Origin of the sequence: Exobacillus caeni (genome assembly GCF_005747095.1) — a bacterium.
GTDB lineage: Bacteria > Bacillota > Bacilli > Bacillales > Guptibacillaceae > Exobacillus > Exobacillus caeni.
The window spans coordinates 52793-67133 of the sequence record NZ_SWLG01000013.1; the positions used below are offsets into that span (position 1 = coordinate 52793).

General features: G+C 41.5%; 17 protein-coding genes. 13 read left to right on the forward strand and 4 right to left on the reverse strand.

Annotation, left to right across the window (positions count from 1 at the left end):
• Nucleotides 1–255: 255 nt before the first annotated feature.
• The 3 genes from FCL54_RS17030 to FCL54_RS17035 all read left to right on the forward strand — a co-directional run bounded on the left by FCL54_RS17030 (nucleotide 256) and on the right by FCL54_RS17035 (nucleotide 2095).
• Nucleotides 256–876, forward strand: a complete 621-nt coding sequence (locus tag FCL54_RS17030) for a cell wall hydrolase (protein WP_246055321.1) — start codon at nucleotides 256–258, stop codon at nucleotides 874–876.
• A gap of 122 nt (nucleotides 877–998) precedes the next feature.
• Nucleotides 999–1160 (forward strand): YtxH domain-containing protein, encoded by a 162-nt coding sequence (locus tag FCL54_RS24095; RefSeq protein WP_171016895.1) that lies wholly within the window; start codon nucleotides 999–1001, stop codon nucleotides 1158–1160.
• Nucleotides 1161–1255: 95 nt separating this feature from the next.
• A complete protein-coding gene (locus tag FCL54_RS17035; protein WP_138127978.1) occupies nucleotides 1256–2095 on the forward strand; it encodes a YkuS family protein in 840 nt (279 codons plus the stop codon).
• A gap of 59 nt (nucleotides 2096–2154) precedes the next feature.
• Here FCL54_RS17035 and FCL54_RS17040 read toward each other — a convergent pair whose 3' ends face one another.
• A complete protein-coding gene (locus tag FCL54_RS17040) occupies nucleotides 2155–3243 on the reverse strand; it encodes a citrate synthase/methylcitrate synthase (RefSeq protein ID WP_138127980.1) in 1089 nt (362 codons plus the stop codon).
• Nucleotides 3244–3365: 122 nt separating this feature from the next.
• On the opposite strand from FCL54_RS17040, the gene FCL54_RS17045 reads away from it, so the two are divergent.
• Both FCL54_RS17045 and FCL54_RS17050 read left to right on the forward strand, forming a co-directional pair.
• Complete coding sequence (locus tag FCL54_RS17045; protein ID WP_138127982.1) at nucleotides 3366–4241, forward strand: LysR family transcriptional regulator; 876 nt, start codon at nucleotides 3366–3368, stop codon at nucleotides 4239–4241.
• A gap of 15 nt (nucleotides 4242–4256) precedes the next feature.
• Entirely contained in the window at nucleotides 4257–5240 is a 984-nt protein-coding gene (locus tag FCL54_RS17050; RefSeq protein ID WP_138127984.1) for a phosphotransferase family protein, read from the forward strand.
• Nucleotides 5241–5261: 21 nt separating this feature from the next.
• Here FCL54_RS17050 and FCL54_RS17055 read toward each other — a convergent pair whose 3' ends face one another.
• A complete protein-coding gene (locus FCL54_RS17055) occupies nucleotides 5262–5624 on the reverse strand; it encodes a hypothetical protein (protein ID WP_138127986.1) in 363 nt (120 codons plus the stop codon).
• Between the two features lie 264 nt (nucleotides 5625–5888).
• Between FCL54_RS17055 and dacB the strand changes: the two genes are divergently transcribed.
• The 3 genes from dacB (at nucleotide 5889) to ytzI (ending at nucleotide 8417) form a co-directional block, all read left to right on the forward strand.
• Nucleotides 5889–7397, forward strand: a complete 1509-nt coding sequence (dacB, locus tag FCL54_RS17060; protein ID WP_425467143.1) for a D-alanyl-D-alanine carboxypeptidase/D-alanyl-D-alanine endopeptidase — start codon at nucleotides 5889–5891, stop codon at nucleotides 7395–7397.
• A gap of 312 nt (nucleotides 7398–7709) precedes the next feature.
• On the forward strand, nucleotides 7710–8192 hold the full coding sequence (locus FCL54_RS17065; RefSeq protein WP_138127988.1) for an STAS domain-containing protein: 483 nt from the start codon (nucleotides 7710–7712) through the stop codon (nucleotides 8190–8192).
• A 63-nt stretch (nucleotides 8193–8255) separates the two neighbouring features.
• Complete coding sequence (gene ytzI / locus FCL54_RS17070; protein ID WP_138127990.1) at nucleotides 8256–8417, forward strand: YtzI protein; 162 nt, start codon at nucleotides 8256–8258, stop codon at nucleotides 8415–8417.
• A gap of 111 nt (nucleotides 8418–8528) precedes the next feature.
• Here ytzI and FCL54_RS24655 read toward each other — a convergent pair whose 3' ends face one another.
• Entirely contained in the window at nucleotides 8529–8657 is a 129-nt protein-coding gene (locus FCL54_RS24655; RefSeq protein ID WP_281281386.1) for a hypothetical protein, read from the reverse strand.
• A 602-nt stretch (nucleotides 8658–9259) separates the two neighbouring features.
• Here FCL54_RS24655 and FCL54_RS17075 point away from each other — a divergent pair.
• The 5 genes from FCL54_RS17075 (at nucleotide 9260) to FCL54_RS17090 (ending at nucleotide 12892) form a co-directional block, all read left to right on the forward strand.
• Complete coding sequence (locus FCL54_RS17075) at nucleotides 9260–9709, forward strand: Lrp/AsnC family transcriptional regulator (protein WP_138127992.1); 450 nt, start codon at nucleotides 9260–9262, stop codon at nucleotides 9707–9709.
• 218 nt (nucleotides 9710–9927) lie between these two features.
• Complete coding sequence (locus FCL54_RS24660) at nucleotides 9928–10062, forward strand: hypothetical protein (protein WP_281281387.1); 135 nt, start codon at nucleotides 9928–9930, stop codon at nucleotides 10060–10062.
• A 34-nt stretch (nucleotides 10063–10096) separates the two neighbouring features.
• Nucleotides 10097–11701, forward strand: a complete 1605-nt coding sequence (locus tag FCL54_RS17080) for a gamma-glutamyltransferase family protein (RefSeq protein WP_138127994.1) — start codon at nucleotides 10097–10099, stop codon at nucleotides 11699–11701.
• Between the two features lie 85 nt (nucleotides 11702–11786).
• A complete protein-coding gene (locus FCL54_RS17085; protein WP_138127996.1) occupies nucleotides 11787–12362 on the forward strand; it encodes a chromate transporter in 576 nt (191 codons plus the stop codon).
• Nucleotides 12362–12892 (forward strand): chromate transporter, encoded by a 531-nt coding sequence (locus tag FCL54_RS17090; protein WP_138128090.1) that lies wholly within the window; start codon nucleotides 12362–12364, stop codon nucleotides 12890–12892. The genes FCL54_RS17085 and FCL54_RS17090 overlap by 1 nt, the downstream gene beginning before the upstream one ends.
• A 73-nt stretch (nucleotides 12893–12965) precedes the next feature.
• Here the strand turns inward: FCL54_RS17090 and FCL54_RS17095 are convergent, their stop codons facing one another.
• Nucleotides 12966–14198, reverse strand: coding sequence for an ATP-binding protein (locus tag FCL54_RS17095; RefSeq protein WP_425467144.1), 1233 nt, complete (start codon nucleotides 14196–14198; stop codon nucleotides 12966–12968).
• Nucleotides 14199–14341 lie beyond the last annotated feature (143 nt).

A 14341-nucleotide genomic window follows, 5' to 3' on the forward strand; every position in this document is an offset into this window, starting at 1 on the left:
GGCCAGGGTATAGGAAGGGATACAGATAAAGTAAGCATGTTGGTCAGGCCGAAGTTGGTCTGGCTTATTTTGTTTTCCAGGGTAGGCATAAAGAGGGGGATTCATGGAAAAAAATAGCTTCTTCCTGCTACGAAAGGATTCCTTTTAAATTTGAAAAGATAGATACTACTTCTCAATTGATGGAAATAAGGTTTTACCAGATTTTAAGGGTGGTAGTCTACAAGAGGAATAAAAAGGTAAAGGAGGAAGGTAATAGTGAAAAAAGTAATTGCATGTTTTTTGTCACTGCTCTTGTCTGTGTCTATGTTGGTTCCGGCAACAAATGTTAGTGCGGCCTCTTTATTGAAGACTGGCAGTTCTGGAGAAGACGTGGCGACTTTGCAAACACAACTGCATAAAATGGGGTTCTTTAAGACAACAGTGAACGGATATTATGACCGTGTCACAAAACAGGCCATAGAAAAATTCCAGAAAGAAAGAGGCCTTGTTGTGGATGGGATTGCAGGCCCGATGACGTTAGGGGCGGTTGAAAACATAAACGAAATAGCTCATATTGTCCATGGCGAAGCAAGAGGGGAAACATATGAAGGGCAAGTGGCAGTCGCTGCAGTCATTTTGAACAGGGTAGAATCCGACAAGTTTCCTGATTCGATAAAAAATGTAATCTATCAAGAGAATGCTTTTTCAGCAGTAAATGACGGACAGTATAGGCTGCCGCCAGATCACTATGCTTATCGTGCCACGATCGATGCGTTAAATGGATGGGATCCTTCCCGTGGTTCAACCTATTACTATAATCCTGATATCGCGACAGACGAATGGATATTTACACGCACGACAGTAAAATCGATACATAACCATGTGTTTGCCAGGTGAACACCAGATGAAGGAAGTATACCGATTCTTCTCCCATGCGGCACACTGTTTAATCGAACTTCAGCAGGGTACTATTTTTATGGTTACCTTTAGTCTGACTTTTGCTGGAAAGGAGGACGGGAATGGATAATCTAAAAGAGTATGATCCAACAAAAGGAAAAAACGAGGAAAAGCAGAAAGAAAGGAAAAAGCTAATGAAAATAGGCTCTGTCGCCTTTCTCGTCGGAGGAGGAATCGGTGCTGTGACCGGTATTCTTTTCGTTCCGAGAAAAGGAAGAACTTAGCAAAATGGGGAAATGAAGAACTAACCGAAAGTTTACGAGTTTTCAGAACCGGGTATTGCTATTAGAAGTTATCTATTGTGAAAGGAGAATGGTCAATGGCTAAAGTGGCAGTAGAAGAACCGCTTACTGATGTTCACCAACAACTGTTAGAAAAAGGGTTTAAGGCGAAAATGTTTCGCAATGAAGAAAAACTAAAAAAAGTTGATTGCTGTGTTGTCCGAGGAAAAGAGGACCTGTTAGATGACAGAAACTTGAAGAATACTCCCATTGTTGAAGCGAGGGGACGTTCTGTACACGAGATCGTTTCGGAAGTGCAACAGCATATTGACAGGCAACAGAGTGGCAAGGACTATGGCAAGAAGCAGGCTGCAAAGGGACTGACAACAGGTTTGGTAACAGGAACTGTTATCGGAGCAACTGCTGGATTGCTGTTTGCCCCAAAAAGCGGGAAAGAAATGCGCAAGGATATCGCTGATGTATCTAAACAGGCAAAAGAAAAAACAACAGAAGTTGCCAGTACGGTAAAAGAAAAATCTTCTTCCATGAAAAATACGGTTAGCGAGAAGACGCAAGACGCCAAAGAAAAGGTCAATAAAGCGAAGGATAAAGTGACAGAAGCCGGCTCTAAAGTGAGCGAAAAGTTGAAAAGTAAATCATCCGGCTCTGAATCTAACACACAGGGGACCGGACTAAAAGTTGCTGTTGAACAACCGCTCACAGATGTAAAACAGGAACTTGAGAATAAAGGTTATGAAGTGGAAATGTTTAGAAATGAAGAAGATATCAATATGGATTTTGACTGCTGTGTTGCCCGAGGAAAAGAGGATCTTTCAGATAACACATTGAACGGCATGCCTGTTGTTGAAGCGAGAGGGCTTTCTGTAAATGATATCGTTAAAGAGGTGCAGGATCACCTTGACAGGCAGCGTGCATAAAAAATATAAAGAATGATAAAAGAGGCTACCTGGTTATCAGGAGCCTTTTTTTCTTTTCGTCATTCTGGCATCGGTCCGGAGTATTCGGAAGCAGGGCGTATGATGCGGTTGTTCTCGTTTTGTTCCAAAACGTTGGCGATCCAGCCTATGATTCTACTTGAGGTAAAAGCTGAAGTGAACAGCTCTGTTGGAAGATCGATCGCTTTTAGAATGGCAGCAGCGTAAAATTCTACATTCGTATAAAGCTTTCTTCCCGGTTTATATTCATTTAAAAGCTCGATGGCGAGGTCTTCTACTTCGTTAGCCAGGCTAAACCAAGGATCATCTTCGGAGAATTCCGCAGTGATCGTCCGCAATGCTTCTGCCCGCGGGTCCTGTGTTTTGTATACACGATGGCCAAATCCCATCAACCTTTCGCCGCCTTTAAGCTTTCTCCTTAATACATCTTCTGCGTTTTCTTTGCTGCCGATCTCATCAAGCAGTTCGATCACCCCGGAAGGTGCCCCGCCATGAAGAGGGCCCTTCATCGCTCCGATCGCTCCAGAAATTGCGGAAGCCAGATCGGATTGTGTGGAAGCGATTACTCTTGCAGTAAAGGTAGAGGCGTTCATTCCGTGTTCCATTGTGAGGATCAGGTAGGCGCTCAGTGCTTTAACATGTGATTGAGACGGCTGTTCCTCCTTCAGCATGTAGAGGAAGTTTGCAACATGGTTAAGATTATCAGAAGGCTCTATAGGTGAAAGTCCATTGATCCTTCGATACCTGTAACTAATAACAGTCGGCAAAACTGCGGTGAGCGATAACGCCTGTTCTGTGGTGGAAGGCCACTGGTATTCCTCGGTTCCCATTGCTGAAACAACAGTGCGAAGAACACTCATAAGTTCCATTTTCTCCGGCAAGTTATCAATGATCGTTTTAATGTAATCCGGCAGTCTCCGATTTGCCTTCAGTATTTCCCCAAATTCATGGAGTTCTGTTTTGTTAGGCAAGCTGCCGTACCAGAGCAAGTATGCAACCTCTTCAAATGAGTAAGAAATGGCAAGGTCTTTTGCCCAGTGTCCCCGGTAAACAAGATGGCCCTTATTGCCATCGACAAGACTGATTTCCGAAATTGCAGCCACGACTCCTTCAAGGCCTGCTGTTTTCATATCGTTCACTCCCTGATAACGTTTTCTTGTTTTTATTTTAAAACAGAAGTATCATTATGACTAATAAATAATTAAGCTATAATTGATTAAAGAATTTAATTGATTGTTTGGAGGGGAAGCGATTGAATATTAAATGGCTGAATACCTTCGTAACAGCGGCAACCTATGAAAACTACCGAGAAACTTCTGAAAAACTATACATATCCCAGCCTACCGTTTCGGTTCATATCCAGCAGCTTGAAAAAGAGATGGGGACAAAGTTATTTGAAAAAACAGGCCGAAACATTGTTTTAACCCAGGCAGGTAGAAGGTTTCTGCCTCATGCGAAAGCGATCATAGAAAGTTATAACGATGGACTTCACCAAATGACAAGCTGGCAGCAGGGATACAGCCAGAAGTTGACGCTTGCAGTGTCCCCTCTCATCGCGAGCTCCATACTGCCGTATACCCTTCAGCAGTTCATGAAATTGCACCCACAGATTGAGGTTGTCGTTCAGGTGAGTGACTCCCATCAAATTGGAGACATGGTTCACAATGGCCAGGCAGATGTTGGTCTTTCTAGGATGGAACCGTACGGAGGGAACGTTAAGTCAGAAGTTCTTTATGAGGACAGGGTTATTCTTGTCGTACCGCACGATGGCGGAGACCTGGAGACGAGTCCGCCGATCGATGTGGAACAACTGTTGAAGGAGGAAACGCTCTTTACGTACAATCATCCGGTTTATTGGGATGAGCTTCTTACTGAAATCCGTTCCATTTATTCTGGGATACGGACGATGGTCGTTTCCCATGTTCATATTACTAAGAGGTTTATTGAAGAAGGGATCGGATTTTCATTTTTGCCTGTTTCAACGGTAAGAAGAGAGTTGATGGAAGGCAGGATGATGGAAGTACACACAGATCTGATTCGGCTTCCCGTAGCAAAAACCTATCTAGTAACTGGAAATGCAGGAAGAGAAGCAGATCTGTTTTGCGAGTTTTTAAAGAAGAAATTCTAGCGATCGGAGGTTTCCATGAAAGAGAACTGGGAAAGAGTAAAGCCTGCCACTATGTTATCTAAAACTGAATTAGAACTGATGATCCTGGAGTATATCCCAAAAGCAAAATTAAAACGGTTTTCCTTGTTGAGCGGAGGACTGAGTAACTCGAATTATAAAGTATTACTGGAAGGATACGAGGACCCTTTTGTTGTAAGGTTAACCAGAAAAGAAACCTGTGAAAAGGAAGCGGCGATACATACCATGTTGGCTGGTGAAGTTCCTGTTCCTGAGGTTTACTATTACAACACCCGGACAGACACACCTTTTTTGATGATGGAATGGAAAGAAGGCGTCCAGCTTAAAAGGGTTCTTCAGATAGGAGAAACGACGGAACTTAAAGAAGCGGGACAATCGATCGGTTATTGGCTTTCAAAGCTGGGATCATGTTCTTTTTCCAGACCAGGATTCCTGGAAGTACACCACACAGACTTAAAAGTTACCGAAACGATGGAGGTTAACCCAGAAACTTTTATCGAAGTGATAAACCATTTCGTTCGTGACGGAAAGTCAAAGAGATGGCTCGGTGAATCTTTAGCGAAAGAAGTGCTCCAGTTTGCAAAAAAGCATGCACATCTGTTAAATCATCTCGATCGAACCTCTGCGCTTGTGCATAGCGACTTTAACGGATTAAATATTTTAGTTGATAATCAAAACGGACAACTGAACACGAGTGCGATTTTGGATTGGGAGTTTGCTTTTTCTGGTCCGATCGAGGTGGATATTGGCAACATGCTGAGATATACGGGGTTTTCGAATTTCGTTGTTTTTGAAAATGCTTTTCTGGCAGGGCTTGCAGAAGGCGGTATAAACCTGGATAAGAACTGGAGGAAACGTGCAAAGCTTGTGGATTTAATAGCGCTCTGTGAAATGTTGAATAATGATAATGGAGGAAAAGTAAAGGTTCATGACTTAAAAAGCCTGATAATTAAAACCCTTGAGGACTGGGAAAACCTTTAAAACTCTTAGAGAAGGGCTTTGCTACAGGAGCCCTTCTTCATTGATGCGATATTCGGCCTGTTCGTTAAGGCAGGTGATTAATTCATGATCCGGGAGCTTTCGGTACCTTTTGTAAGCGTGCATATGGGTGACACCGGGGTTCAGTTCCATTAGTTGTTCCAGCAAGGAGTTTTCAATAATGCTTCGTGTAAGCTTATCATTTTTCCACTTAAACGCTTCGACTTCATTGCTTCCATTTTTAACGAGAAAATATCTGTCCTTTAAATCGACACTTCCCCGGACGGTGTTATAGTACCCCTTAATCACATCTATTATGGCTACGAGCTCTCCTGTCTCTTTTTCTTCCAGCGTTCCATTTATCTTGATGATCTTGATGCTGTTCATAGTATCTACCTTTCTTTAGATAATGGATGACACCTAGATATTTTTGCCAATCTCCATCAAAACATACTTCTTTTTAAAAATTTCTATTGGTACAGGGACCCGGGAACCAGTCTAATGGTCTTGTATGAGAAGTGATTAGAAAACCATACTACATTACCATAGTCATGTTTTTCATAAAATCGTATAAAAATATTATAATATTCATTATTTTCTGTTAATATTAGCTTGTTTGCTAATAGTTGGACAGGGAGGCACATATTGGAAATGAAACAGTTGTTCATGAAACGATGGCTTGTCTTACTGATGGTATGTCTTATGGTGGCGGTTATTCCTTATCAAACTCCTGACACAAAGAGTGTGGACGCCTCTGGTGAACATGCAGAACTTGCAAGGTCGATCGACAAGATTTTAAGTGATGAGAGGCTTGACGGGGCACTTGCAGGAGTTAGTATCCGGTCTGCAAAAACAGGGGAGCTAATTTACGAGCACCTGGCCGAAACAAGGTTAAAACCTGCTTCCAACATGAAGCTTCTAACTGCTGCAGCAGCCCTCGAGACTCTAGGGCCAGACTATACTTTTAAAACAGAACTATTAACCGATGGTAAGCTAAAGGGGAAGGTCTTGAACGGGAATTTATATTTGAAAGGAAAGGGAGATCCGACGCTTTTAAAAGAAGACTATGATGAGCTTGCAAAGGAATTGAAGCAAAAAGGGGTAAGTGTAGTAACAGGAAGTTTGATTGCAGATGATTCCTGGTATGATCATGAACGATTTTCTGAAGATCTAACCTGGAATGACGAAACACAATATTATGGAGCGTCTATTTCTGCGTTAACTGCTTCACCGAATGAAGATTACGATGCAGGAACCGTTATTGTGGCGGCATATCCTTCCGATAAAGAAGGAGAACCAGCTGAAATAACAGTAACTCCAAAAACGGATTATGTTCAGATTATAAACAGGACGAAAACAGTTGCTAAAGATGGGGAAAAAGACATATCGATCGAGCGGGAACACGGCGGCAACAAGATTGTAGTCGAAGGAACGATTCCGGTGGATGTCACCAGGTCCAGGTCATGGGTGGCTGTATGGGAACCGACTGGCTATGCACTCGATTTGTTCCAGCAGTCTTTAGAGGATGAGGGAATCAGGGTAAATAATCGGGCAAAAGTAAGTATAGCAACACCAGTAAATGCAGAGAAATTAGTTTCGAAAGACTCTATGCCTCTATCAGAGTTGTTAATACCTTTTATGAAGCTAAGCAACAACGGACATGCAGAAGTCCTTGTGAAAGAGATGGGAAAAGTCGTCCATGATGAGGGCAGCTGGGACAAGGGCATTGAAGTAGTGGAAAGCTTTTTAAAAAATAACGGAATCGATACAAAAACGCTTCGTATACGGGACGGTTCGGGGATATCCCACGTGAACATGGTCCCTGCAAATGAACTATCGAAGCTTTTATATGTTATTAAAGAAAAAGAATGGTATAACATTTATTTAAACTCGCTTCCTGTAGCAGGGGCAAGCGAACGCTTTGTTGGAGGGACGCTGCGCTATCGTATGAATGATACTCTTGCAGCCGGTAATGTGAAGGCAAAGACAGGTTCCCTGACTGGTGTAACTTCTTTGACGGGTTATGTCACTACGAAAGACGATGAAGAGCTCATTTTCTCCATCATCCTGAATAACTTTATAGATGATGATCTTAAGGAGATTGAAGATAAGATTGCAATAGAACTTGCAGAATATGAATTTAAAGGTACTAATAAATAACTGAAAAAATCTGTACGAGCAAGGGGCTGACACGAATCAGCCTCTTTTTTGCGGAATAGTATAAGACTTTTGATACAAACTAACCTTACCCTACTTATACTAAAATACCTGGTTTTAAATAACTGGTTTTAAATTTCTTAAACTGGTGAACAGCATTGATAAGAAATCAAAACGGTATGTTTTTAACATGGGGAAGATGGTTCGCAGTTGTTTTGAGAATTCTTAGTATCATCTTAATTTGTGAAATTTATGTTTTTATATTAAAATTAGTAACTAGATTGTAGATAGGACGAAAGAAGGAGGATGTAAGCTATGGAAAAGGACCGATCCAATTATATTAATGAACTTGAGCTTAAGTTAAAGGAATATGAAGTGGCATTTGAAGAAATCTCCTCACCGATCATTCCTTCTATTATTCCCAATACGATTCTGGTTCCGTTAACCGGTCAGTTAACGGTAGAAAGGTTTGAGAACATTCGGCAAAAACTGTTGTCCTTTGTTAAGAACAACCCCGAAGTGGATGCTGCGATTATCGACTTTACTGGAATTAACAATGAAGATATCAGTAGTATAGGATATGAAAAACTTGCTAATGAGATCCATCAGGTGGCAAACGCTTTGCAACTTATGGGTGTGGAAGCGATCTATGCTGGCTTTAAGCCAAAGGCAGTGCAAAGCATGGTGCTTTCTGGAATTGATCTGGACTTAACCGCACATGCTAACTTTAGAAAAGCCCTTGAATTTTTAATGAAAAAGAAAGGGTTGCAATTTGTAACTAATGCAATTCATTCATAAGTCTTTTGGTTAACGTATACTTAGTGTATGATGAATTTCAGATAAACCTTTAGGAGAGATTCGATGGTTTTAACAGTGATTCTCATTACGATTGCCATGACCTTTATTATTGCCCTTATGTTTGGAATAGCTGTTTCAAAAGGATACAGTGTGAAACATACCGTGGACCCGCTTCCTGAGAAAAGTGAGACAGAAGAAAACGATAATAAACTTAATGAACGATAATTGGAAGGAACTCGGTGATCCTTCTTTTTTATTGTATGGGCTCGTCACAATCGGCGAGTTTTTTTATTGCCTAAAAAATGAAATGCCTGAAATCATTTTGGGGACAATGCACTATTCCAACCCATGTTTCTTTAAAAATGGCTCTTTTCTAAAAGATTGTTGTTTTTGCACAAGAGCGATAAATTGCGATGCAATTGCAGCATTGATTTTCACTCCGGGCAATTCGCTTTCCGCGGGCAACGCTTCAGCTTCCTTGTCAGCAAAAACCGCCTGTCTAGTTCCGGCTCAAAGAGACTAGTGGATTTCCCTCACCTCCTTGCGATAAGGCAACATCGACTCTCTTTCGTTCGTCGTTGTTTCTTATCTCCATGCGGTTCAGTCCAATCCATACGTCTCTTGGCGTTCGCCTCCACTTTTCAACACTGTGGGATCTTCAGCTGTTGCTTTTCCCGCAGGACAAGGAAGGGTTCGGCAGCGTTACATCGCAAGAAGGAAATGTGAAAACATTTTCGAGGAGTCGACTGCTCTTCGTTTCTATCAATTGACGTCTTTCAAAGATGTGGAACGTCAAAGCGCAACTCAGCGGAGGAAATATACGTAGACTCCTGCGGGACAGCGAAGACGTTGAGACCCCGCAAGGAGCGTTTTGTGCGAGTGAGGAGGCTCAGCGCGAGCCCGCGGAAAGCGTAGTGTATTTCCGCAGCGGTCATCCTTCCGTTATGTTGCAGTTCATCTCTACTGTGAAGCTTCTTTAGCAACAAAGTGCACTTGAAAATTCAGTTGATTCAAAAACTTCTTTCAGCTAAACTATTACCAATCATCTATGGAAAAGAGCTGATGAAATGAAACTGGATGACATCGATAGAAAAATTTTAGAATTATTGTCGGATAACGGAAGAATGTCCTATGTTGATATTGGGAAAGAATTGAACCTATCTAGAGTTTCTGTAAGAGATCGAGTGAACCAATTGTGTGAGAACGGCATCATAGAAAAATTTAGTGCTGTCATAAATTCTGAAAAGGTTGGGAAAACGGTATCAGCTTTTTTTAATGTGGAATGTGAACCTTTATATCTCGTTGAAGTCGCAGAAAAGTTAACGAACAATCCGAATGTTGCAAGCTGTTACCAGATGACAGGGCCGAGTACCCTGCACATGCATGTTCTGGTGGAGGATTTTACCAGCCTGGAAAAATTTATTAATAATGAGTTATATTCACTTGAAGGGATTACAAGAGTTGATAGCCACATACTGTTGCGAAGGTTTAAAAGCCGAAGTGGATTGAAATTGTAGATTTGATTACCAAACCGTAAGCATAACGTCGCTTTCGGTTTATTTAATTTTACAAAAAGAAGGAATTCCCATTGTAGCACTTTTTTTAGTGAGAAAAGGTGGATTTATCTGAATAATTACTATATAATCTAATCTAATTTGAATATTAGATATCATTTGTAAGTCAGAAACATTAATTCGGTTACAAATAGTAACTTAAAAAGGGTTGATGATTTACAATGGGATTGGTATATCGGTCAAGAGTAGTATTGATTTATTTGGCGGAATCTTTAGCGGAAAGCCGTTGTAAGGAAGAGAAGCCGGCATGGCGGGAAATGGAAGAAATCCATTTTGTTGCCTGTCATGAAATCTAACCATAAAGAAACAAAAGATTGAAAGGAGCAACAGATGGATTATTTAAAACACCCTTATACCTCCCAGCGAATGACGACGTTTGGCAAAAATGGCATGGTAGCAACTTCACAGCCGTTAGCTGCTCAGGCCGGACTGGATATTTTAAAGCAGGGCGGTAACGCGATCGATGCTGCTATCGCAACCGCAGCAGCGTTAACAGTTGTTGAACCCACCTCCAACGGGATCGGAGGGGATGCTTTTGCACTCGTCTGGACAAATGGAAAGCTTCACGGTCTAAACGCTAGCGGTCCTTCTCCTCAAAGCATTTCGATCGAAGCGGTAAAAGAAAGAGGATATGAAGAAATTCCAGCCCATGGCTGGGTGCCGGTTACTGTACCTGGTGCACCGGGAGCCTGGGCGGAACTTTCAAAGGAATTTGGAAAATTGCCTTTAACAGAAGTGCTGAAGCCTGCGATCGACTATGCGGAAAACGGTTATCCTGTTTCACCGATACTCGGGAAGTTCTGGAAGCTGGCATATAAGAAATTTAAAGGAATATTAACAGAGGAAGAATTCACCCACTGGTTTGAAACCTTTGCTCCAGGCGGGAACCCTCCAGAAATCGGGGAAGTATGGAAATCACCGGGGCATGCCAGCACATTAAAGGAAATTGCAGAAACAAATGCTGAGTCTTTTTACAGAGGCGAATTAGCAAACAAGATATCTTCTTTTTCAAAAGAATATAACGGTTTTATCTCGAAAGAAGACCTTGAAAACTTTCAGCCTGAATGGGTCGATCCTATTAACGTGAAATATCGCGGATACGATGTCTGGGAGATTCCGCCGAACGGGCAGGGCCTAGTCGCACTGATGGCATTAAACGTTCTAAATGGCATGGATATTGATGAAAAAGAATCAATAGATACTTATCATAAACAGATTGAAGCTATGAAGCTTGCCTTTACAGATGGCCAAAAGTATATAACGGAAGAGAAAGCGATGTCTGTTAAAGTGAAGGATCTTCTTTCCGAACAATATGCAGAAAAAAGAAGAGCTTTAATCGGCGAAGAAGCAATAACACCTGAGCCGGGAACACCGCCTAAAGGCGGCACGGTATACCTCGCAACGGCTGATGGTGAAGGGAACATGGTTTCATTTATCCAAAGCAACTATATGGGCTTTGGCTCTGGTTTGGTGGTGCCCGGAACAGGGATCGCGCTGCAAAACCGCGGGCATAACTTCTCGTTAAACACTGAACATGACAATCGTTTAGAACCAGGTAAACGTACATACCATACCATTATACCTGGATTTCTGACAAAAGATGGCCAGCCTGTTGGCCCGTTTGGAGTAATGGGAGGATTTATGCAGCCCCAGGGGCATTTGCAGGTAGTGATGAATACAGTAGATTTCCACTTGAATCCTCAAACGGCACTGGATGCGCCGAGATGGCAATGGTTGAAGGATAAAAAAGTACTGGTAGAAAGCAATTTTCCTAATCATATCGCCCAGGAGCTTTCAAGAAAAGGCCATGAAATACAAGTCGCTCTGGATTCTGGAGCGTTTGGAAGAGGGCAGATCATCTGGAGAAATCCCGATACAGGAGTGCTTAGTGGAGGGACAGAATCCAGGACTGATGGAGCCATTGCGGTATGGTAAAGGAATGAGAAAACGAGACGCCAACCTGAATGGAAATGTTTTGGCGTCTTTCTTTTGAATTTCAACAGACAAGGGGTTTTATTTTTTGACACATTTTCATTTATTTTTAGCTTTTTTTCGAGTTGGAATGCTCGGGTATGGCGGAGGTCCCTCATCGATTCCACTTGTTCATAAAGAAGTAGTCGACAAATATCAGTGGATGAATGAAGAAGATTTTACGGATTTGCTCGCACTTGCCAACACGCTGCCAGGTCCAATCGCAACAAAGATGGCGGGATATATCGGATATAAGGTCGCCGGAATAGTAGGTATGGTAAACGCTGTGCTTGCTACCATCGTGCCGACTATTCTTCTGATGATCCTGTTGCTTACTTCATTGTCATCTTTTAAAGATCAACCATGGGTCGCTGGTATGACAAAAGCAGTTGTTCCTGTAGTTGGCGTAATGCTCGGAGTATTAACATGGCAGTTCATAACAAGAGCGCAAAAAGGGCTCGGATGGAAAATTACAGGAATTCTTGTTGCAGCCAGTCTGATCTTGCTTGTTTTCCTTAATATTCATCCAGGTATCTTAATCGGAGTCCTTCTTCTTTACGCGCTTTTAAAACCAGCAAAGAAACAGTCAAACCAATCGGTTGTTGAAAGGGGGAATATTTCATGATTTTGTACTGGAATATTTTTCTCGCTTTTTTTATCCCCGGGATTGTAGGATACGGAGGAGGACCAGCATCAATTCCGCTGGTTCAAAATGAAGTGGTCAACCGCTACGGATGGCTTACGGTAAATGAGTTTAGTGAAGTGCTTGCTCTTGGAAATACACTGCCAGGTCCGATCGCCACTAAGATGGCCGGCTATATTGGATTCCAGCAGGGTGGAGTTCTTGGCGCAGTAGTAGGAATTTTTGCTACAGTTGCTCCCTCATTAATATTGATGATTGCTTTATTAGGAATACTTTATAAATTTAAAAACTCGCCGAGGGTCAAGAATATGACGATGCTTATCAGACCGACGATTGCGATACTTCTTGGGATAATGGCATATCAATTCTTTAAAACATCTTACTTCGATATCGGGATGGTCCAAACATTGTTTCTAATTGTGATCAGTTTTCTTTTAATGGAAAAATGGAAGATCCATCCCGCCTTTGTAATTATAGGCTCCCTTGGGTACGGAGCGATTTTCCTGTCATGAAAAAAAGAATCAGCCTGGCTGATTCTTTTTTCCGTATAGGAAAACGTACCTTTTTAGCAAAGGATTTTCTTTATTAAATAGCTTTCTCTTTCTCCTCACTAACCGGTAATGAGACGGTTACAGTAGTTCCAACGTTTACCTCGCTTTCGATTTTCAGAGATCCTTTATGTTCTTCGATGATCTTGTTGGTAATAGTCATTCCCAGTCCCATACCTTTTTCTTTCAGGGTATAAAAAGGTTCACCGATTCTGGCCAGACGTTCTTTTGGGATCCCTATGCCATTATCCTTGATCGTGATGCTCACCTCATTATTCTTGATTTCGGTTTGGACGTTTATCTCTCCGCCAGAAGGCATTGCTTCGATTGCATTTTTAATAATGTTGATAAAAGCTTGCTTAAGCGAGTCTTCATCCCCGAAAATAATTAACTTTTTTCCTTCGAAGTGTGTATCGATTTTAGCTTTTGTAATCAAAGCTTCATGGTTCAAAAGATTGATTACCTTTTGAAGGTGAGTATTGATCTCAACAAACTTAAAAGATTTGGACTGCGGTTTTGATAGGACAAGCAATTCGCTGACAATCTCATTTATACGGTCTAATTCAATTGACATGATATCAAAATGGTCTGGAGAAGGTTTATCCATCTCCTTCATGAATTGCAAAAAACCTCGTACAGATGTTAGAGGATTTCTAATTTCATGAGCTATTCCTGCAGCAAGTTCTCCTGCTACGGATAGCTTTTCCCTGTTTCTTAGAATAGCTTCCGTTTGCTTTAACTGTGTTACATCTCTACCGATCGTAACAAGTCCGTTCCTTTCACCGTTACTAAAAAACAGTGGAACTTTTATAACATCAAAGGTTTTCATCTCACCAGAAGGAATGAGGAAAGATTCTTCACATCTTGTTAGTTTCCGGTTGACCCATGCCTCTTCATCAGAATCAACGCAATGAAGAAAAGCATCCTTGAAAAATGGGGAAATCTCTGCTAATTCTCGGTCCGATTTATTAACATAGTCGACTCCTTCAAGCTGGTACAGTTGTTTACCGTATTCATTTACTTTGATCCATCTGCCGTTTCCGTCCTTAAAACAAACAAAATCGGGCATCGAATTAATAAGCGTGTTCAGCTTTATCTCTTCGCTTTTAGCGACTTTTTCCTGCTTGTCCTTCTTAAGGATAATATAGATTAACCATGTGGTCACAGCAACGAAAAACCAGCCTTTTAAGGTATCGATGGTTCGGTTTTCTGAAAAATAAAGTTCTAAATAATAGTCGGTTAAAGTAACCCACACTAAACTGATCACCATGTAACTTAATGCGGGATGTCTTTTAAGAGCTGAAATTAATTTTTTAAACACGGGCATTCACCTTTGCTTTTATAGCTTTTAACCTAAGTATAACGAATGATGGGAAAAGTAGGTATGGTATATGGTACCAGTATAATAGTTTT

Bases quoted from the DNA above. Each gene is read 5' to 3' on its own strand.
- FCL54_RS17075 (WP_138127992.1), top strand. From the start codon at position 9,260: ATGAAACTGGATGACATCGATAGAAAAATTTTAGAATTATTGTCGGAT.
- dacB (WP_425467143.1), top strand. From the start codon at position 5,889: ATGAAACAGTTGTTCATGAAACGATGGCTTGTCTTACTGATGGTATGT.
- FCL54_RS24095 (WP_171016895.1), top strand. From the start codon at position 999: ATGGATAATCTAAAAGAGTATGATCCAACAAAAGGAAAAAACGAGGAA.
- FCL54_RS17065 (WP_138127988.1), top strand. From the start codon at position 7,710: ATGGAAAAGGACCGATCCAATTATATTAATGAACTTGAGCTTAAGTTA.
- FCL54_RS17050 (WP_138127984.1), top strand. From the start codon at position 4,257: ATGAAAGAGAACTGGGAAAGAGTAAAGCCTGCCACTATGTTATCTAAA.
- FCL54_RS17035 (WP_138127978.1), top strand. From the start codon at position 1,256: ATGGCTAAAGTGGCAGTAGAAGAACCGCTTACTGATGTTCACCAACAA.
- FCL54_RS24660 (WP_281281387.1), top strand. From the start codon at position 9,928: ATGGGATTGGTATATCGGTCAAGAGTAGTATTGATTTATTTGGCGGAA.
- FCL54_RS17040 (WP_138127980.1), bottom strand. From the start codon at position 3,243: ATGAAAACAGCAGGCCTTGAAGGAGTCGTGGCTGCAATTTCGGAAATC.
- FCL54_RS17095 (WP_425467144.1), bottom strand. From the start codon at position 14,198: ATGGTGATCAGTTTAGTGTGGGTTACTTTAACCGACTATTATTTAGAA.
- FCL54_RS17080 (WP_138127994.1), top strand. From the start codon at position 10,097: ATGGATTATTTAAAACACCCTTATACCTCCCAGCGAATGACGACGTTT.
- ytzI (WP_138127990.1), top strand. From the start codon at position 8,256: ATGGTTTTAACAGTGATTCTCATTACGATTGCCATGACCTTTATTATT.
- FCL54_RS17055 (WP_138127986.1), bottom strand. From the start codon at position 5,624: ATGAACAGCATCAAGATCATCAAGATAAATGGAACGCTGGAAGAAAAA.